Source organism: Microcoleus sp. MOSTC5, from assembly GCF_036701825.1.
Lineage (GTDB): Bacteria > Cyanobacteriota > Cyanobacteriia > Cyanobacteriales > Microcoleaceae > Microcoleus > Microcoleus asticus.
Genome location: NZ_JAUBRK010000019.1, coordinates 47,867 through 66,390, shown reverse-complemented (window position 1 = coordinate 66,390; position 18,524 = coordinate 47,867). Strand labels below are relative to the sequence as shown.

The window sequence follows — 18,524 nt, the reverse complement described above, 5'->3', positions numbered from 1 at the left end:
AGCTTACCCTACTTGACTTTTATGCAGTGCATCATCAATCGTCGGGCACAGTTTTCGGCGAGTCACCGGTACTGGCTACCGGAGTTGAGCGAAGCCGAGAACTTTGAGCGGTTTGGCCCAACTGCCCGCGCACCGGGACACGGACACAATTACGTCCTTTACGTTTCCATGATAGGCGAACTCGACGAGTACGGCATGGTGCTCAACCTGTCTGATGTCAAGCACGTCATCAAGCAGGAAGTTACCAAAGATCTCGATTTTTCCTACCTTAACGAAGCGTGGCCGGAATTTGAGCAGACTCTGCCAACTACCGAAAACATAGCACGGCAAATTTGGCTGCGGCTAGCCCCTCATTTACATTTGAGCAAAATTCAATTGTTTGAACATCCCGAACTTTGGGCTGAATATTTAGGAAACGGAATGGAAGCTTATTTAACTCTGTCCACTCATTTTAGTGCGGCCCATCGGTTGGCTCGTCCCGATTTGAGTTTTGAAGAAAACTCGGAAATTTACGGCAAATGTGCTCGTCCCAACGGTCACGGTCACAACTATCATTTAGAGGTGACGGTTAAAGGAGAAATTGATGCGCGGACTGGCATGATTGCTGATTTGGGAGCTTTGCAAAAAGCAGTTGACAATTATGTTGTTGAACCTTTCGATCACACTTTTTTAAATAAGGATATTGCTTATTTTGAGAACGTTGTGCCGACTGCGGAGAATATTGCTGTTCGGATCGGGCAATTGTTGCGATCGCCCGTTCGGGAATTGGGCGCAGAGTTGCACAAGATTAAACTGATTGAAAGTCCGAATAATAGCTGTGAAATTTACGGCGCTGATTTAGAGGAAGTGGCGGCGGAACGTCAGCAGCCGTCAGCGATTTTAGCTAAGGTTTAGAGTTAAAAATCGGTTCAGTTGGGGCGGGTTCAGCCGGATCTTTGGCTAATTGTGCAGATTGCTGAACCCCGCCCTACCAGCCTAATAATGATTCCGAGAGTTATTCAACCGGATTAGGCGCGAGAATATATTTTTTCAAAAAAGTTCCACACTCAGAATTATTGGCACTTTTCCTGACAAGTCAGGCTGCGCGCGTATTTTGGAGATAGTAAGTCAGCATTCCTCATGTCAGCTATTCTAACTGCTGAGAGCATGAGGTCGATCGCCCGATCGCTGACAACCAAGCACTAATTTCTCCTAAATGAGTTGACGTTTATGCGCGTCTCTAATCTAGCTCTCTTAAGTCTGGCTGCCCTCGCATCCCACAATTTAACTGCTAATACTAGCGCCAATCCTGCTGCACCTCCTATTTCTCCTCAGACACCGCAAGCTAGCAACTTTGTTGATGCCGTAAATAATACTGAATCGCGTCCGGCTGAGTCAATTAGCGAGCCTGAGACGATCGCCCACGAACAATTTTCCCCAAATACTACCGCATCCCGTCGGGCTGAGTCAATCAGCGCGCCTGAGACGATCGCCCACGAACAATTTTCCCCGCGAATTGCTGTAAAATCCCAGACTGGTTTGCTGGTAGCCTCGGCTCAACCCGATTTATCTGCTGCTGCAAAAACCAAGGCGAATACTCCTGCTGCATCCGGCGATGAACTAACAAAATCTTTACAAGAAACTTGGCTGGCTAAATTAATCGAAATCGGTGTTGAAAGCAATCCTCAAGTTCGCGAGGTTTTCGCTTTTATCTCCCCGTCTACTGGCAGTGCTGAATCTGGATACGGTTTTAATAATACTATAACTCTGCTCAATATTTTATTAATTCTCGGTACTGTCTTTCCACCAATGACAATGGCCTTTTTTTGGCTGATGCGACGGCTGATAATCAAACAGTTAGTTGCTGATGCCAATAAACGATTGCAGGGCATTGGTGTATTGGAATCAGAACTCATAAATTCTAGCCAACTAACTCAAAAATTGAAAAATGAATTAGAAGCGCAAATGAGTGCTGCTAAACAATCAATTGATTTTTTAACTAGAGAAACTGAACTTTCTAAATCTTCCGTCGAGCAAATTGAGACTCTCAAATCTCAATTTATCATGCACTTGCAAGTTTTGTTGACAGAAGTTGACGAGAAAAAATCTCAAATTGTTCAAGAAATTTCCCAAGTTCCCGCAGTTGTTGCCAAAGAAGCTCTCAAACTCGCACCTCAACCGCCCTTAAACAATTCCCAAAATTCGCAAACTGCACCTGCTAGCGACGAAAATTTGATTGCTGACGATTATATCAAGCAAGCCGAAGGGCTTTATTTTCAAGGCAATTATGATGAGGCATTAGTCTGCTTGGAAAAAGCTGTTTTAGCGAATAAATTTTTGAATGAGGCTTGGTATTGGCGCGGAAATGTGTTAATAAAATTGCAGCGCCAGGAAGAAGCTCTCGCCTGTTACGACCAAGCAATATTAATTAAAGCCGATCACTACGAAGCATGGTATAATAAAGCGACTTTGCTGGCAAAATTGCAGAAGTACGAAGAGGCGATCGTCTGTTACGAGCGAGCAAGTTCGAGCGAATCCCGAAAATACGCTTGTTGGCACAGTATAGCGGCTTTGTTGGCTAAATTGCAGCATTACGAAGAAGCGATCGCCAGTTACGATCGCGCCCTCGCTATCAAAGCAACCGACAGCGAAATTTGGCACAACCGAGGCGCGATGCTGGGCAAAATAGAGCAGCACGCAGCAGCAGTTGATTCTTACGATCGCGCTCTTGAACTCAATCCGAAGAGATACGAAACTTGGTACAATCGAGGCAATATGCTGTGGAGACTGCTCCGCTACAGCGATGCTATTGATTCTTACGATCGAGCTCTGGGAATCCGGCCAGACAAATACGAAGTTTGGTACAATAGAGCCGCTGTGCTCGGAAAAATGCAGCGATATCAAGAATCGATCGAATGCTACGACAAAGCAATAGCAATTAAAGCGCAGGATTTTGAAGTGTGGCACAACCGAGGCGCAGCTTTCGACAAACTGTCGCAGCACGAAGCAGCAATTGCCTCTTACGAATCAGCAATTACTCTTAATTCGGAGTGTTACGAAGCTTGGTTTTGTAAAGGCGAATCTTTGGCAAAATTGCAGCGCAATGAAGAAGCGATCGCAGCTTATGAGAAAGCGATTGCTATTAAGCCAGACTCCTACGATGCTTGGCACCACTTCGGCACAGCTTTGTCAGCATTAAAGCGCTATAAGGCAGCAATGGCAGCTTACGATCGGGCTATTGCCATCAAGCCTGAGAATGCCGAAGCTTGGCGCGATCGAGGCGCAATTGTATCAGAATTAAAGCAGGATACACACGGAAATGAATCCGGGGAAAAAGAGACTGAAGTTAAGCCGAATTCCGTTGTTCAAAATTCATAGGTGTCAGGTAATCGGCAAGCGCACCTTACTTTTAAGTTAGTAAGGGATGAGAATATGTGGGCTGTATAATATCGAGAGGAACTTTTGCAATAACAATCAAATTTAACTGTATTAATAGTTGCGATGAACCACCCCTACAGTTATTGACGAGTCTTTTAACCGACTTGATAGCGGGCATTGAAATGCTTTTTGTCTAAAGTTTGTCATTGAAAATGCTCCTCTTTTTGCCGCGCCGTTTGGGGCGGTTTTTTTTATGGTAAATTTAGGGAAGCTGCAAACAAGGAGAATAGTTATATGTCTGTTCAGCTTCAAAAACGGTTATTTACAGTAAAAGAATATCATTTGATGACTGAGGCGGGTATTCTCTCGGAGGGCGATCGGGTAGAACTCATAGAAGGAGAGATTGTTAAAATGGCTGCAATTGGTACTCGTCACGCAAGTTCTGTTAAGCGTCTGATCGCTGTGTTCTCGGATTTGGAGAGAAGACGTGCGATTATAGGTGCTCAAGACCCTATCCAGTTGACGGAGCGCACTGAACCTCAACCGGATGTTGTATTGCTGGAACCTCGTGCTGATTACTACGCTACAGCCCATCCAGTACCATCTGAAGTTTTGCTGCTAGTTGAAGTTTCAGATAGTACGGTTGATTATGACAGAGATGTGAAAGTATCCATTTACGCTCGATCGCTCATTCAAGAAGTTTGGCTAGTAGATTTAGTTGAAAATTGTTTGGAAGTCTACCGTCAGCCATGCCCGAACGGTTATAGTTTAATGCTCAAGTTTTGGCGCGGTCAACAAGTTGCGCCGCTGGCTTTTCCCGAGTTTGTAGTGAGTGTTGATTTTATATTGGGTTAAGCTGATTTTTGTAGATTATTAAACTTTATCGGGTGACGAGAAGTGGCGATATCTCATAGAAAGATACAATTTATCTAGTGCAGTTTCTCTTGTTTCACAGTTAATTATAAGCATAGTATTTATCAACATTCAAATACAAATGCTGTATCTTGGCTGATTTTCCTGATCGGGAAGCCAGTGTGAGATTCCACCATGAACCTCTCAACTCCAAAATTTGGTCTAACTCATAAAGCTGCAATCTGCTGTAAGTGCGATCTACCAGCATAATATTAAGTATGTATTTTAGCGAGCCAAACTTGATGATGTGGACGAGCTTTATTCAAGCGCCTTAAACCGTTTAAGAAGGATAATCGTCTATGCCCCTCTAGTAAATGATAAGGTTGCTTTAATTGCACTTGCGTCGATAGGTTATATCGATCCTGATTCTCAAGTAACACAATGGGAGTATTCCATGTACCCTCTTTTAGCATATAGCGAGCAAGCCAGTCGTTATTATCTTCCGCCCGTTCCTCAATATTCTCGAAGTTGTCGCAAAAACTCTCATCCTTAAAGGCTTCTGACCCCGGAACCCGCTCAAGAGGCCAAGTCTCTAAAGTAAATTTTAGTCTTTCTAGATTAAGAAAAGCATAGTCTTCCATGCAGTCAGGATGACGATATAGCCACTCCTTTAATAGATTTTCAGGCCAATTTGAGAGAACTCCATCCAGCATTCGATGAACATAGTGTGACTCCTCTTCCACTACTCGCCAATCCTGGTCACGAAAAGGCTGATACTTCAAAGTTATTGGATAAATTTCTTCGAGATTCATAAGTTATGATGGGAGATGTTTTAAAAAGCCTGCATACAACCAAGTTAACAGATAAGTTATGACTATTGCCAAATCATTTGAATTGGAAGTCACCCATCTCCCAGACCACACTGAACTGCCAGAGTCCGATGGTACTTTTGTGAAAAACTTTCAAGAACTTCCTCAAAGCATTATTCTCACTGATTCACTCCGACCAATATTGCAACGACTTCATCCAGACGGACGCTATCGCATCGGTCAAGATTGCGGGATTTATTGGCGTTTAACTGACCCACTCGAACGCGGTGCCGAAGCGCCCGATTGGTTTTATGTGCCGAATGTTCCCCCACTCTTAAATGGTGAGGTGCGACGTTCTTATGTATTGTGGAAAGAATACGTTGCACCGCTCATTGTTTTGGAATTTGTGTCGGGGAACGGTGCAGAAGAGCGAGACAGAACGCCGCCGCCCGAACCCGGTCAAGCCGAAGAACAAAAGGTGGGCAAATTTTGGGTTTACGAACAGGCGATTCGCGTGCCTTACTACGGCATTTATGAAGTGAAAAAAGCCGCTGTAGAAATGTATCATTTAGAAGACAATCGCTATCAGCGCATGAGTGTAAATGAGCGCGGTCGCTATCCGATTCCTCAGCTTGGAGTTGAGTTGGGCATTTGGCAAGGTGAATATGATGAGATGAATTTACCTTGGTTGCGTTGGTGGGATAGTGAAGGGAATTTGCTGTTAATTGGAGAGGAACGTGCCCGAGAAGAACGCCAGCGGGCGGAACGAGAACACCTTCGCGCTGACGAAGAACACCTTCGCGCGGAGGAAGAAAAACAACGCGCCGATCGCCTAGCAGCAAAATTGCGCGAAAGGGGGATTAATCCTGATGAGCTGTGAGTGTTTTTAGGTTGTTAAATGGGGTACCATCACACTTTTTTCACAGCATAAATATCAGAAGTCGGGAAAGACAGATCGCACTTTCGATCTCTTCACCCCATTGTTTATATTAAGATTTCCTTAATTGCTTTCATCTGGTACAGACATCAGTGCTACTATTAACAGCTTAGCTAGGGGTGCCCGAATATCCGGGCTGAGAAAACACCCTTAGAACCTGAGTCTGGGTAATACCAGCGGAGGGAAGCTGTTTATCAAGGAAATTAAATATGCGTACCGAATGGATCGCTAAGCGTAGCGGGCAGAGCAATGTATCTCAAATGCACTACGCCCGCCAAGGTGTAATTACTGAGGAAATGCACTTTGTTGCTAAGCGAGAGAATCTCCCGCCAGAACTGATCCGCGCCGAAGTAGCGCGGGGACGGATGATTATTCCCGCTAACATCAATCACCCGAATTTGGAACCGATGGCGATCGGCATTGCGTCTAAATGCAAAGTCAATGCTAATATCGGTGCATCTCCCAACTCTTCCAATATGGAAGAAGAAGTTGACAAGCTTAAACTAGCAGTGAAATACGGCGCTGATACCGTGATGGACTTGTCCACCGGCGGCGGGAATTTGGATGAAATTCGCACTACAATTATCAAAGCTTCACCGGTGCCGATCGGTACTGTACCAATTTACCAAGCTTTAGAAAGCGTTCACGGTAATATGGAAAGTCTGACCCCCAATGACTTTCTTCACATCATTGACAAACACGCTCAACAAGGTGTTGATTACCAAACTATTCACGCCGGAATTTTGATCGAGCATTTGCCTTTGGTGAAAAATCGGCTGACTGGGATTGTCTCTCGCGGCGGTGGCATTTTGGCGCGCTGGATGCTCCATCACCACAAACAAAATCCCCTCTACACTCACTTTAACGACATCATTGAAATCTTCAAAAAATACGATGTTTCGTTTAGTTTGGGAGATTCTTTGCGCCCCGGTTGCACTCACGATGCGTCGGATGATGCTCAATTAGCTGAACTCAAAACTTTGGGACAATTAACTCGCAAAGCTTGGGAACACGACGTGCAGGTAATGGTGGAAGGGCCCGGTCACGTTCCGATGGATCAAATTGAGTTTAATGTCAAGAAACAAATGGAGGAATGTTCCGAAGCACCTTTCTATGTTTTGGGGCCGTTGGTGACAGATATTGCGCCTGGATACGACCACATTACCTCAGCAATTGGGGCGGCGATGGCTGGTTGGTACGGTACTGCAATGCTGTGTTACGTGACGCCGAAGGAACACTTAGGATTGCCGAATGCTGAGGATGTCCGAAACGGGCTGATTGCTTACAAAATCGCGGCTCACGCTGCAGATATTGCACGGGGCCGTCCGGGTGCGCGCGATCGCGATGATGAACTCTCGAAAGCGCGTTACAATTTCGATTGGAACCGTCAATTTGAGCTGTCATTAGATCCAGAACGGGCAAAGGAATATCACGACGAAACTTTGCCGGCGGATATCTACAAAACTGCTGAATTCTGTTCGATGTGCGGCCCTAAATTCTGTCCGATGCAGACTAAGGTTGATGCCGATGCTTTGACGGAATTAGAGAAGTTTTTGGCTAAGGAACCTGTAGCCCAAAGCTAATTGGATTAATTCGTAGGGTGGGCATTGCCCACCTTACTTAATCGTAAAGCTGTTTCGTTTCTTGTGGGGCGGGCATCCTGCCCGCTCAAAAGTAGGGTGCTGATGGCGCACATTACTTAAGGTTATATTAAAAGGAGTTTCCCAAAAGGAGAATTGCGATGTTCCCTTGCAGGTACTTTTTTGTTACCAAGGAATCCAGAATTTTATCCAGATTGGGATGAGCAAAAAAAGTAGCTATTTGCTCTTTAGTTAATAGCTTGCCATCGGAGTCATGCCCAAATTCTTTATTTCGCCTTTTCCATATAAAACTCTTCATCAACTCAATTCTGTCTAAACTGCACTCGCCTCGCAAACCCAGTTCCCAAGAATGAATCGAATTGCCACCGCAATAGTCAATTAGTCGCCTACCCTGTACTGGTAAACTAACTGAGCGTCGGGATTGATTTCGCTGCTTAAGAGACATTCTGTTTCCAGATTCAAGGAACAGCGGCGGATTCAAACGCTAATCTCATGCCGCCTATTCCTGAGAATAAGTCAATAAAACGGATTTTTTTCAGGGCCATTAAGCCGGCGGTCAAAACTCATCTTTTGTACTATTTTTTAATCGAGGCATAGCCTCTAGATATTTACAGCATATTCCACATTTATGAAGGACATCCTAGATCGATCTATCCCCACCGTAGGGAGACGGCATTGCCGTGTCCCTATTTCATAAACCTGGAATACGCTGTATTACCAGGCAGATCCTGGTAACTAGAAATTTTCAATTCGTAGGGTGCGTTAACGCAGTGTAACGCACCGCCCGCCTCATGCAGCATTTGAGCTAAGTAAAAGATTTACCTGGATATGTTAGCTTGCGCTGTTTCTTGGCACGTTGAAAGAATGCGCCGATCGTTTGAGCTAATTGTGCGAATAGAATGCAGATTGGTTAGCTGAGTATTGATTTCAACTGTTTGAATCTTTCCGGCTGAGATTGCCTTCCCGTACAGTGTATTTCCCTGGATTTTACCAGTGAAGCACGCAAAGTCCGATCGCGGCGCGTAGATTGCACCGACGACCCGATCGTTCTGGCGTTGAAACACAATATAGTTTTGAAGAACTTGGTTGGGCTGTGGCGAATCTCCGTACAGGTAAATACCATCTGGCAATGCAGCAACATTACTCTTAGATGGATTTTGTTGTGCTTGAAGCGGTTGTTGCTGAATGCCAACACCAATTAGTGTCAGAGGAAAAATCAAGGCTGTTGCCAGTAGTTTCCATTTCCCTTGAATAGATGCAGGTAAAATCATTACTGCTTCTCCTTGCGTCGGGTCATGTAACATATTAAAACAGTCTTCTCTAGTTAATATCTCACTCAGGTTATAATTTCGCTCTGCTAAAATCTGCCGATTGGTAGAGACTCTGACCTGAAAGCTTGCGCTTGTTTAGCACCGAAAACTTTATTTTCCATTGCGATCCAAGTACCTGAGCTGATTTTGATAAAATTAGAGCTGCCATAGTTTCTAATCCCACCCAATCAAACACCGATTTCCTCTAGCAATACCAAGCTTTATGGCTCTGTATTATTCACTTTTTCCCAGTATTCTATTCTTAATTTTTGTACCCGCACGGCGTCGCAGCTTGACGGCCCAGGAGCGTATTTTTTTTGTTATTCCCTGCCTTTTTAACTCTCGACACATGGCACTAGGACTTACCCATTGCCCGTAAATATTCCCCCAGCTCTTGGTAGCAGGGACTTTAATCACTACTATTTAGCAGTAGCGACTAAAGTTGCGCTTTTGTTATATTTTTGGAGGCAGAAGCTAGGGCTATTCTTCTGATTCAGCGATGCGCGATCGCCATTCCTTAAGATCCTTAATCGTAAAAACTGCCTCAAAGTCCAATCCAACAGAGCGATAAAACTCAGCACCACCTTGCTCTCTGTCAATCAGCGACAACACGCGATCGACTTTATAACCAGCCGCCCGCAACCGTTCCACCGCCTGCATCGCCGACTTACCCGTCGTCACCACATCCTCCAAAACCGCCACATTCGTGCCCTCTGGCAACAGTGGGCCCTCAATATACGCCATTGTCCCGTGTCCCTTCGTCTCCTTTCTGACAATTAAAGCTGGTATAGGTCGATCGCCCAAAGCCGAAACCACGCTCACCGCAGTTACAATCGGGTCAGCACCCAAAGTCAAACCGCCCACAGCTTGCACATCCGACGACAGCATCGACAACAGCAAACGTCCAGTTGCCAAAGCACCTTCAGCGTGCAGCGTCACCGGTTTGCAGTTAATGTAATAAGAACTTTTCTGCCCTGAAGACAGCACAAAATCGCCTTCACGATAAGCAAACTCGCACAGCAAATCTAGAAGTCGATCGCGCAACACCTTTAAATCCGCAGCATCCATAACTCACACCGTGTAAAAAACACAAATAATCCGCCGATAATCAGTTTATAGTGGAATCGGAATTAATTAAGGAGGCTGAAATATTATGAGTCAAAAGTTAAAAAGCCTGAGCGGCGCGTTGATTCTCGCTGTCGCCTCTGCCGCACTGGCATCCGTCAAACCAGCTCAAGCACAAACAGCTCGATTTCACCCGATTGCCGACGACTTCAACCGACAATTCTTTGAAGCTTCAGGAGACTTTTACCACAACGTCAGCTTGCAAGGTTACTTGGGCGACTATTTAGGCATCGGTTCTCCCAGCGGCGTCGTTGCCTTTCCCGAAAAAGAAATCGAGAGGGATGCCAGTCGCGTCAACGGCTTCTACCGACGAGTAATGCAGCGCCAAGTTTCCAGCGATCCGATTCTCCGCGTCCCAGATGCCGTAAATCCCTTCGATGCCTCAGTCATGGCACTGCCTGCAGCTTGCCAGCTAGCACCTCAACCGAGCGGCTGTTTCCCCACTCCCGCCGGGCTCCAAGATCAGTTTACACTTCCAACGCAGCAGCAGGATTCACAGACCGATCCAGGCCCCGTCAGAGGACTTTATCAAGTATCGCCGGCCGGCAAAAATTAGTCGATCGACAGTTGCGAGTTTTGAGCCGAGGCGGGTTTACTAAATCTCGGATTTCTATGAGAGAGAAAGTCTGAACCCGCCCCAAAATTTCATGTTTTGGCGATGCTGTCGGTAAACGCGCAACTGGCTTTTTTTTAACTATCGCGGTTATTTTACAAAACTAAATATTATCCAATATTTATGAAATAATGCTGCCGTCAGGCATGATTGTTCCTTTCAAAATAGCTTCGCCCAGATTAGCTCCCGCCAAGTTCGCTCCTCTGAGATTTGCCCGGGTCAAATTCGCCCCTCTCAAATCAGCTTTGCCGAGGTTTGCCCACCGGAAATCGGCAGCGCTCAACTCCGCAAAACAGAGATTTGCCTTGAAAAGATAGGCGGCAGTGAAGTGAGCTTCCCCGAGGTTAGCCTTAGAGAAATTGGCTGCATAGCAATGTGTTTCAATGAATTCGGCTTGAGTGAGATTGGCTTGACTGAGATTAGCAAAGTTGAGGTTCGCGCCCATCGCATTTACTCGAAACATCACCGCACCGATTAAATTCGCATCCGCGAAATCGGTTTGTTGGAGATTGGCCGCCGTGATGTCAGACCCAATTAAATTAGCACCGCTCAAATCAGCTCGCCTCATGTCGGCCGATCGCAGGTTGGTTCCAGTTAAATTAGCTTTAATTAAATTAGTTTCGAGCAGTTGCGCTCCGGCAAGATTTGCTAAACTAAGATTAGATTCGGCGAGGTTAGCCGCAATTAATTTAGCCTTAAACAAGTCTGTTTTAAAAAGATTCGAGCGCCAAAGATGCGCGCCTCTTAGATTTGCTTCAGCGAGGTTAGCTTCGCTGAGATCCGGTTCTATATTTGGGTTGAGACTTCTCCATTCAATCCAAGTAACAGCACCTTTTTTTAACAGCGCTAAATGCTGTGTGTTTGCCATAATTGCATCTCCTTTAACGGCTATTCCTTGCGACCAAAAATTGCTTGATTTTCTCGACCCGTTACGTTTTCCACCGCCGCAATTGCTGCCTGGGAACCTGCTATAATATCTCGTTCTGCGCCGCCGAGGTAAAGTCGTCCGAAACTGCCTACAGCCTGAACCTCTAAGATGTTAATAGATGCGCCTTTTTCTGCTTCATTGGCCGCCAGCGCTGCATAAGCAGCCGGTTCTACTTCTAAGACGTAAAGCGTTTGCCCCGCCAGCAGCAACTGTCCGCGGCGGGTGCGGTTGATTAATTGTGTTTGGTGGGGGTCAATGTTGCGAATAATTTGACTGGAAATCACTCGCGGTTTGATACCTTCTTCTCTGCGGACTCCCATGAATTCTAGAATTGCTTTGCCTGCAGCCCGCGTTTCCCCCTGCTGACTTGAGTGTACTTCCAGAAGGCCGTACAAGCGTTCGACTATCTGCACTCCGGGGCGCACGGAGGCTGATTTTAAGGCGACATCGGTAATTCGGTTAATTTCGATACCGGGCGAGATTTCTATCCACAGCGACGCATCCCCCGGCAGCGGCAAGAATCCGGCGGCGACTGTACCGATGTATGCTGCGTGCTGCGGCTGCAAATTGTCTAGAAATACGTAGCTGCGTAGCTCTATTCCCAAAAGTTTTTATCTCCGTCGATCGAGTTCCAACATTTGTCTGTGCAATATCTGAGTTTACCTTTTTTTGTCAACAACACCTTGTCTGTTGTCGGGAGTGCGGGAGTGCCTCATAACCGAGTCTGGTTCCAGACCCGCGATTTCTAGTGCCGGAGTGCCTCCGCGAGCAATCTTTAATTTCGTGCGCCTGCTAAAAATTTGATATCAATCTGTAGTTATACGTGGAACATAACAATGTTTACTGCTAGAGGTGGATTTAACTTTAATAGCCGATCGATATAGTGATGATAGTTAAAGATTTTTGCCAACAGAGAGCATTTGAATTATGAAACGTTCTGATTTATCCAAAGCAATCGGTGCAGGCATTCTAGCTGCTGGTTTAGCCATGGTACCAGGTAATCTGCCAGCTTCGGCTCAGACAGATACAACTGGCGGTACAACTGGCGGTACTAACAGCACCACCACCACCACAACTCCTCGCTCCGATGTCTACAATGCTGAGACAGATCGCGATTTTGACTGGGGATGGTTGGGATTGCTTGGCTTGTCCGGTTTGTTAGGTTTGATTCCCCGCAAACGCGAAGAAAATGTCCGCTATACCACTACAACGGGCGATCGCGATCCAGCCGTGCGCACTGACTACCGCTAATAATCGAGTATTAGGGCTGTGGGCATCATGCAGGGACAGGATGTTTTAACCTGTCCGACGATCGCCAATAATCATCAAAAAACCTCCATCTGTGAGGTTTTTTTGTTTGAGATGAGGCGCGATCGAACGACTGTAAAATTGGTTGCATCTGAGATATTGCACCATTGTCAAGGACAGGCTTTCCGGCTTGTTTCACAATAGATGGATTTTCTTATGTGCCGTTGCTCCGACGCTGCCTATAAAAGCTTTATTGAGAATGGTGCAACATCTCAAATGTAACCGGATTTGATATTATTTATTTCTTCCTTTCTTCTTCCTTTCTTCTTCGCGTTATTTGCGTCTTGGCGGTTCGTTAAATAAAGACTTTTCAGACCTAAAAATACCTTAAATAATGTTGTTTCCGCCCGATCGACCGAGTACCTCCCAAATCGCCTGCACCAACTTGTCCACGTCAAAAGGCTTAGAAAGATGCCGCTGGAAGCCGGCAGCCTGGGCCTGCTGATAGTTAATTTCTCCAGCATAAGCGGTGAGGGCGATCGCCGGAACCAGTCCCCCTTGCTCTGGCGCCAGAGCCCGAACCTGCCGCAGCAACAGATAACCGTTCGTGTCAGGCATTCCAATATCGCTCAACAGCACATCCGGCACAGACTGACCTAAAACCGCCAAGGCATCGTCGGCGTTAGAAACTGCTGTAACGCTTGCCCCACAATTTTCAAGCACAAAAACCACCAAATCTCGCGCATCGGCATTATCATCCACCGCTAACACGTTGATACCGCTCAAATTGAAGAATTGCTCCGGCGCAGCCGCAGCAGGACTTGTCTGAGGTTGCGCGGGCATCAGGGGTATCGTGACGGTAAATGTGGCGCCTTGTGCTTCGCCTGCACTTTCCGATTTCACCGTGCCGCCGTGGAGTTCGAGGAGATGGCGGACGATCGCCAATCCTAAACCCAATCCGCCAAACTTGCGCGTCATCGTGCTGTCAGCTTGCCGGAAGTAGTCGAATACATAGGGCAGAAAATCAGCTTCGATACCTTTTCCAGTATCAGTTACAGTAATTTGGGCGTCGGTGTCAACCCGATCGAGAACGACTTCAATTTTGCCTCTCGGCGGGGTGAACTTGACGGCATTGGACAGCAAATTCCAGAGTACCTGCTGAAGTCTCCCCGCATCGCCCAACACCGGGCCGAGATTCGGTGCAAATTGAGTGCTGATTTGAATCGACTTGACTTCCGCCGCCAGACGCACCGTTTCAATAGCAGCGCCGATGACCCCGGCTAAATCCACAGGTGCAATATTCAAGCTGACCTTGCCTTGCAGAATCCCCGACACGTCGAGCAAATCTTCGATAAGCTGGGTTTGCAGTTTGGCGTTGCGCTCGATCGTCTCTAAGGCGTAACGCTGCTTTTCCGGTGTCAGAGAGTTCGATCGCAGCAGCTTCGTCCACCCCACAATCGGGTTTAAGGGAGTCCGCAATTCGTGGGACAAAACAGCCAAAAATTCGTCTTTGACGCGGTTAGCCTGTTCTGCTTCTTCCCGCGCTGCCTTTTCCCGCGCTAGAAGGCGTTCCCGTTCCGCTTCTGCAACTTTGCGATGCGTAATGTCGGTGTTGGTGCCGCACCAGCGCAGCACCTTGCCCCGATCGTCGCGAATCGGCACGGCGCGGGAGAGAAACCAGCCGTAAGATCCGTCTTTGCCGCGCAAGGGGAAAGTATCTTCCCAGAGTTCGCCTGTTTCAATGCAGCGCCTAAATTTTGCGACAACCCGATCGACGTGTTCCGGGTGCTGCACCTGCTGCCAGCCCCAGCCTTGCATTTCCTCTAGGGTGGTGCCCGTGTAGTCAAACCAGCGCTGGTTGTACCAGAAAATCCAGCCTGTGGCATCTGTCATCCAGGCCAACTGAGCGATGTTGTCAGCTAGAGCGCGGAACCGAGCCTCGCTTTCGTGCAAGTCTTGGACGGCTCGCGCGTGGAGGATCGCAGGCCAGAGGCGAGCCACCACTTCTTGCATCAGCGAAACTTCATCCGGCCGCCAGTGCCGAACCACCTTTGAGGTCACCACCAAAAGACCCACCCAGCGCCCTTCCTGAAGGCAGGGAACATCGACCAAAGCGCCCATGCCAAGGGCATCGTAGTTATCGACCGAATGCGCTGTATGCGGGTCATTAGCGATATCTGAGATGACAAGTGTTTGACCTGCCATAGAGAGAACTTTCAGTTCTGCCGTCTTAAAGTCTGAGATTTGATAGGTGCCGGTGATGCTGGCAAGGTCGGACTGGTGCCAGTCTTGCTGGGCAATTGCCAGGCCGGCTTCTACATCAATTTCGTTCCATATGCAGCGATCGACCTTTAAATATTCTCCCAGACTGTTCATCGCTTCCCACAACATTTCTGTCGGGTTAGAGCGCTGCCGCAAGCGGACTTCGATCTCGGAGAGAAACTGCTCGTTCAGTTGGGCTTGTTTGCGATCGTGAATATCGGTATACGTGCCGATCCACTCGACAATTTCGCCCCCCGCGCCGCGAAATGGCACGGCGCGGGACAAATGCCAGCGTTCCATTTGGTCTGCTGCCCGCCGCAGGCGCAGCTCAACTTGATAAACTTCTCCGGTGATTTGACATTCTTGCCAGCGGGCAAAAGCTTCTGCCGCATCGGACGGCGGCACCAGGGACTCCCAATTGTTGTGAACGGCTTCCTCGTAAGACATTCCCAGATATTCCAACCATTTTTGTTGATTCGTAAAACGAATTTCCCCGCCGGAGTCTACGTTCCAAATCAGGTGGGGCAGCGACTCAGCCAGAAAGCGGAAGCGGCGGTCGCTTTCTGCTAAGCTTTCTTCGGCTCGTTTGCGATCGTCAATATCAATGCCGAGCCCGGCCCATTGCACCACCTGCCCCTTCGCGTCTTTGAGGGGTACAAGTCGCGCTAAATGCCAGCGGTAGGTGCTGTCAAACCTGCGCACCCGACACTCAAATTCGTAGGATTCTCCTGCTTCAATCGCTTTGGTGCGCGTGGCGACAACTGTTGGCAGATCCTCAGGATGAAATAAGTGCAGCACCGGCGCAGCCAGCGGCAATTCTGGCCTTATGCCCGTGTAGATTTTCCAGTGTTGGTTGCAAAACTCTAACCTGCCGTCGGCGGTGTTGATCCACATTAATTGCGGGACGCCATCGGCGATGGTGCGGTAGCGATTTTCGCTTTGGCGCAGTGCTTCTTCTATTTGCCGGCGCTCGGTTTTGTCCTGCATGATTTTCAGGAAACCTTGCACCTCGCCGGCTGCGTCGTGCAGGGGCATCACCAGCCCGCTGCCCCAAAAGGGGCTGCCGTCTTTGCGGACGTGCCAGCGCTCGTTTATTGCCTTTCCCTGAGTCAGGGCGAGGTGCATTTCTAGTTCCGGCTTTCCGGCTGCTGAGTCTTCTGGGGTGAAGATGATTCGTCCGTGGTGTCCGACGATTTCAGCTTCGGCATAGCCCAGCAATCGCTCGGCGCCTGCGTTCCAACTGGTAAGGTGTCCGCTGGTGTCGAGGGTGAAGATGGCGTAGTCTTTGGCGCTGTCGAGAATTAACTGGAGGTGGGTTTCGCGATCGCGCAGTGCTGCTTCTGTTTGTTTGCGCTTGGTAATGTCGCTGGTGAAGCCGACTATTTTGGTCAGTTCACCTTGCTGGTTGCGCATCGAACAGCCGCGCTCCCAAACATCGATCCAGCGCCCGTCTTGGTGCCGGACTCGGTACTCGATTTCATAGCGCTCGGCACTGAAGATTGAGTCCGCTCCGGCTTGGATGCGCGGCAAATCGAGGGGATGAATGCGTTCTCTCCACCACTCTGGTGTTGCGGGTGCGTCCTCTGGGCGGACACCGACGAGGGAGTACAGTCCCTCGGAACGGTAAACTGAGTTCCTTGCCAAATCCCACTCAAACACGATGCCGTCGATCGCCCTTGTAGCTAACTCAAAGCGGTTGTTGCTTTCTTGCAAGGCGAGTTCGGCGATTTTGCGATCGGTAATTTCCTGTACCGCGACATTCATCCCGACAATCTCCCCGCCCGTGTCTTTGAGCACCCACCAATTCACGAGCCAAGTGCGTACAACACCGGGTTGAGCTTTGGTTTCACCGCTGATTTCACAATTTTGCATCGGTTCTCCGGTTTCGACAAGGCTGCGGAACACAGCTTCGGCTGTGTCTGCCAAGCCGGGGAATATTTCGCGCACCGTCCGGCCGATGTGCGTTTCCACGGGCAAGCCGTTGATTTGGGCTAACCGCTGGTTGAGCCGCACGTACCGCAAATCTGTGTCTAAAACGGCCAAACCCACGGGAGTTGTTTGGTAGAGCGACTCTATCTCTAGAAGTTGACGGCGCACGGTTTGCTCGCTCTGGTGCAGGGCGAGTTCGGCCATTTTGCGATCGGTAGCATCAAATAATACTCCGATAAACCGCACTGCTTCGCCTGCGGCGTCGTAGAGATAGCGCCCGAACGAGCTCAACCAGCGGATTTCTCCGCTGTCGGCCCGGATGATGCGGTATTCGGGGGAGTAGAGCGATCGGGTTTGCCGAGCTGTTTCTATTGCCTCCAGGACTTGCTTTAAGTCGTCTGGATGCACGCAGTTTTGCCACGCAGCGAAGGTTGTTTCGCTGCCCGGTGTCTGTTGGCAGCCCAAAATGCTGAAATGGGTCGCCGACCAAATTACTCGATTTGTTCGCACGTCTAAATCCCAGGTTGCCATGCCTGAGCCTTCGATGGCGATGCTCAAACGTTCTTCGCTTTGTTTTAAGGCAATTTCAGTTTGTTTGCGATCGCTGATATCTGTGAGGGAGCCCACGGCCCGCAAGGGATTGCCTGACTCGTCCCAAATTGCTCGCCCTCTGGCTAAAATCCATTTGTAGCGCCCGTCGGGACAGCAAATGCGGTACTCGCAGCAGTAATGTGAGGTTTCTCGATGCAAGTGCTGCTGCCAATTGCTTTGCACGATCTCCAAATCATCGGGATGAATGTAGCTTAAAAATTGGCTGAAGTGCTTGACTTCTTCGGGCCGACGTTCCAAAATCTCTAAACCGCGATCGCTCAGGATATGGCAATTGGTTTGCAGGTTCTGATCCCAAATGCCGTCGTTGTTTCCCTGCAAGGCTAGCTGCCAGCGTTCTTCGCTTTCTCGCAAAGCTTCTTTGGTTCGATTGGCGCGATCGATTTGTACGGCGGCAACGGCAAAGTCTGCTAGGGCGATCGCGATCTGCAAGTCTTCGGCATCGAACTGGCGATCGGAATCGTGAGATACAATCCATATCGCCCCCAGCGGTTGATTTTCTGCTTGCAGCGGCACGACTAACGCTTCGGCGATCGGCAATTTTAGCTGCTGCAAGTCGGTGAAGTATTGTTCTGGAGCGAAGTAAAGCTGGGGATTTTGGCGATCGAAACCAGCTCCCGACAAACGCAATTTGCGGGGTGTGTTTGTGTGTTCTGCGGCTTCCCACGCGCCCGCCAAGGCTTCCCAGCCAAATATTTGTTCGGAATTGGCATTTTCTTCTAGCAAGCAGACTCCCACGCTTCCTGCGCCGCACAAATCTTGAGCGATCGCAACCAGTGTTTTGAGCAGCGTGTGGGGTGAGCTTGCCAGTTGTCGAGCCAGCATTTGTAGCGCTCGGTTTTCTGCTTTTCGATCGTGCGATCGAGGGGTGCGGCGCGACAGTTCCTCGGCGATCGGAATGTCGGTTAAATTAGTTTGTGGGGTTTGCCAAGCTTCCATCAATT

The 18,524-nt window shown here is 48.4% G+C and carries 16 protein-coding genes and 1 riboswitch; of the genes, 7 read left to right on the top strand and 9 right to left on the bottom strand.

Annotated features, from left to right (window positions below; genetic code table 11):
* Positions 1-21 precede the first annotated feature (21 nt).
* On the top strand, positions 22-894 hold the full coding sequence (locus QUA54_RS12745) for a 6-carboxytetrahydropterin synthase (protein ID WP_333414920.1): 873 nt from the start codon (positions 22-24) through the stop codon (positions 892-894).
* A gap of 158 nt (positions 895-1,052) precedes the next feature.
* Here QUA54_RS12745 and QUA54_RS12740 read toward each other — a convergent pair whose 3' ends face one another.
* A complete protein-coding gene (locus QUA54_RS12740; RefSeq protein WP_333414919.1) occupies positions 1,053-1,178 on the bottom strand; it encodes a hypothetical protein in 126 nt (41 codons plus the stop codon).
* 31 nt (positions 1,179-1,209) lie between these two features.
* On the opposite strand from QUA54_RS12740, the gene QUA54_RS12735 reads away from it, so the two are divergent.
* The gene (locus QUA54_RS12735; RefSeq protein WP_333414918.1) at positions 1,210-3,357 is read left to right on the top strand and encodes a tetratricopeptide repeat protein; all 2,148 of its coding nucleotides are present in this window, start codon (positions 1,210-1,212) and stop codon (positions 3,355-3,357) included.
* 294 nt (positions 3,358-3,651) lie between these two features.
* Complete coding sequence (locus QUA54_RS12730; protein ID WP_333414917.1) at positions 3,652-4,212, top strand: Uma2 family endonuclease; 561 nt, start codon at positions 3,652-3,654, stop codon at positions 4,210-4,212.
* A 269-nt stretch (positions 4,213-4,481) separates the two neighbouring features.
* Here QUA54_RS12730 and QUA54_RS12725 read toward each other — a convergent pair whose 3' ends face one another.
* Positions 4,482-5,021 carry a hypothetical protein gene (locus QUA54_RS12725; RefSeq protein ID WP_333414916.1) on the bottom strand — a complete coding sequence of 180 codons (540 nt, stop codon included), beginning with the start codon at positions 5,019-5,021 and terminating at the stop codon, positions 4,482-4,484.
* A gap of 58 nt (positions 5,022-5,079) precedes the next feature.
* Between QUA54_RS12725 and QUA54_RS12720 the strand changes: the two genes are divergently transcribed.
* Both QUA54_RS12720 and thiC read left to right on the top strand, forming a co-directional pair.
* Positions 5,080-5,898 (top strand): Uma2 family endonuclease, encoded by an 819-nt coding sequence (locus QUA54_RS12720; RefSeq protein ID WP_333414915.1) that lies wholly within the window; start codon positions 5,080-5,082, stop codon positions 5,896-5,898.
* A gap of 162 nt (positions 5,899-6,060) precedes the next feature.
* Positions 6,061-6,157: riboswitch (TPP riboswitch) on the top strand.
* A gap of 7 nt (positions 6,158-6,164) precedes the next feature.
* Complete coding sequence (thiC, locus tag QUA54_RS12715) at positions 6,165-7,538, top strand: phosphomethylpyrimidine synthase ThiC (protein ID WP_172190916.1); 1,374 nt, start codon at positions 6,165-6,167, stop codon at positions 7,536-7,538.
* Positions 7,539-7,665: 127 nt separating this feature from the next.
* Here the strand turns inward: thiC and QUA54_RS12710 are convergent, their stop codons facing one another.
* From QUA54_RS12710 to pyrE, 4 genes are all read right to left on the bottom strand, one after another.
* Positions 7,666-8,001 carry a hypothetical protein gene (locus tag QUA54_RS12710; protein ID WP_333414914.1) on the bottom strand — a complete coding sequence of 112 codons (336 nt, stop codon included), beginning with the start codon at positions 7,999-8,001 and terminating at the stop codon, positions 7,666-7,668.
* 13 nt (positions 8,002-8,014) lie between these two features.
* Positions 8,015-8,101, bottom strand: coding sequence for a DNA cytosine methyltransferase (locus QUA54_RS34465; protein ID WP_445242740.1), 87 nt, complete (start codon positions 8,099-8,101; stop codon positions 8,015-8,017).
* 273 nt (positions 8,102-8,374) lie between these two features.
* Positions 8,375-8,860 (bottom strand): hypothetical protein, encoded by a 486-nt coding sequence (locus QUA54_RS12705; protein WP_333414913.1) that lies wholly within the window; start codon positions 8,858-8,860, stop codon positions 8,375-8,377.
* Positions 8,861-9,346: 486 nt separating this feature from the next.
* Entirely contained in the window at positions 9,347-9,934 is a 588-nt protein-coding gene (gene pyrE, locus QUA54_RS12700) for an orotate phosphoribosyltransferase (protein ID WP_333414912.1), read from the bottom strand.
* Positions 9,935-10,019: 85 nt separating this feature from the next.
* On the opposite strand from pyrE, the gene QUA54_RS12695 reads away from it, so the two are divergent.
* Positions 10,020-10,547, top strand: a complete 528-nt coding sequence (locus tag QUA54_RS12695) for a hypothetical protein (protein WP_333201110.1) — start codon at positions 10,020-10,022, stop codon at positions 10,545-10,547.
* 178 nt (positions 10,548-10,725) lie between these two features.
* Here the strand turns inward: QUA54_RS12695 and QUA54_RS12690 are convergent, their stop codons facing one another.
* Positions 10,726-11,472 (bottom strand): pentapeptide repeat-containing protein, encoded by a 747-nt coding sequence (locus QUA54_RS12690; protein WP_333414911.1) that lies wholly within the window; start codon positions 11,470-11,472, stop codon positions 10,726-10,728.
* A gap of 20 nt (positions 11,473-11,492) precedes the next feature.
* The gene (locus QUA54_RS12685) at positions 11,493-12,137 is read right to left on the bottom strand and encodes a hypothetical protein (RefSeq protein ID WP_172192637.1); all 645 of its coding nucleotides are present in this window, start codon (positions 12,135-12,137) and stop codon (positions 11,493-11,495) included.
* 322 nt (positions 12,138-12,459) lie between these two features.
* Here QUA54_RS12685 and QUA54_RS12680 point away from each other — a divergent pair, with 322 nt between their 5' ends.
* On the top strand, positions 12,460-12,783 hold the full coding sequence (locus QUA54_RS12680) for a WGxxGxxG family protein (RefSeq protein WP_172192635.1): 324 nt from the start codon (positions 12,460-12,462) through the stop codon (positions 12,781-12,783).
* A gap of 384 nt (positions 12,784-13,167) precedes the next feature.
* Here QUA54_RS12680 and QUA54_RS12675 read toward each other — a convergent pair whose 3' ends face one another.
* Positions 13,168-18,519, bottom strand: a complete 5,352-nt coding sequence (locus QUA54_RS12675) for a PAS domain-containing protein (RefSeq protein WP_333414910.1) — start codon at positions 18,517-18,519, stop codon at positions 13,168-13,170.
* Positions 18,520-18,524: the final 5 nt, after the last annotated feature.

Coding starts and splice junctions, on each gene's coding strand:
- QUA54_RS12745 (WP_333414920.1), top strand. CDS start 22: ATGCAGTGCATCATCAATCGTCGGGCACAGTTTTCGGCGAGTCACCGG.
- QUA54_RS12735 (WP_333414918.1), top strand. CDS start 1,210: ATGCGCGTCTCTAATCTAGCTCTCTTAAGTCTGGCTGCCCTCGCATCC.
- QUA54_RS12730 (WP_333414917.1), top strand. CDS start 3,652: ATGTCTGTTCAGCTTCAAAAACGGTTATTTACAGTAAAAGAATATCAT.
- QUA54_RS12725 (WP_333414916.1), bottom strand. CDS start 5,021: ATGAATCTCGAAGAAATTTATCCAATAACTTTGAAGTATCAGCCTTTT.
- QUA54_RS12720 (WP_333414915.1), top strand. CDS start 5,080: ATGACTATTGCCAAATCATTTGAATTGGAAGTCACCCATCTCCCAGAC.
- thiC (WP_172190916.1), top strand. CDS start 6,165: ATGCGTACCGAATGGATCGCTAAGCGTAGCGGGCAGAGCAATGTATCT.
- QUA54_RS12710 (WP_333414914.1), bottom strand. CDS start 8,001: ATGTCTCTTAAGCAGCGAAATCAATCCCGACGCTCAGTTAGTTTACCA.
- QUA54_RS34465 (WP_445242740.1), bottom strand. CDS start 8,101: ATGGCCCTGAAAAAAATCCGTTTTATTGACTTATTCTCAGGAATAGGC.
- QUA54_RS12705 (WP_333414913.1), bottom strand. CDS start 8,860: ATGTTACATGACCCGACGCAAGGAGAAGCAGTAATGATTTTACCTGCA.
- pyrE (WP_333414912.1), bottom strand. CDS start 9,934: ATGGATGCTGCGGATTTAAAGGTGTTGCGCGATCGACTTCTAGATTTG.
- QUA54_RS12695 (WP_333201110.1), top strand. CDS start 10,020: ATGAGTCAAAAGTTAAAAAGCCTGAGCGGCGCGTTGATTCTCGCTGTC.
- QUA54_RS12690 (WP_333414911.1), bottom strand. CDS start 11,472: ATGGCAAACACACAGCATTTAGCGCTGTTAAAAAAAGGTGCTGTTACT.
- QUA54_RS12680 (WP_172192635.1), top strand. CDS start 12,460: ATGAAACGTTCTGATTTATCCAAAGCAATCGGTGCAGGCATTCTAGCT.
- QUA54_RS12675 (WP_333414910.1), bottom strand. CDS start 18,519: ATGGAAGCTTGGCAAACCCCACAAACTAATTTAACCGACATTCCGATC.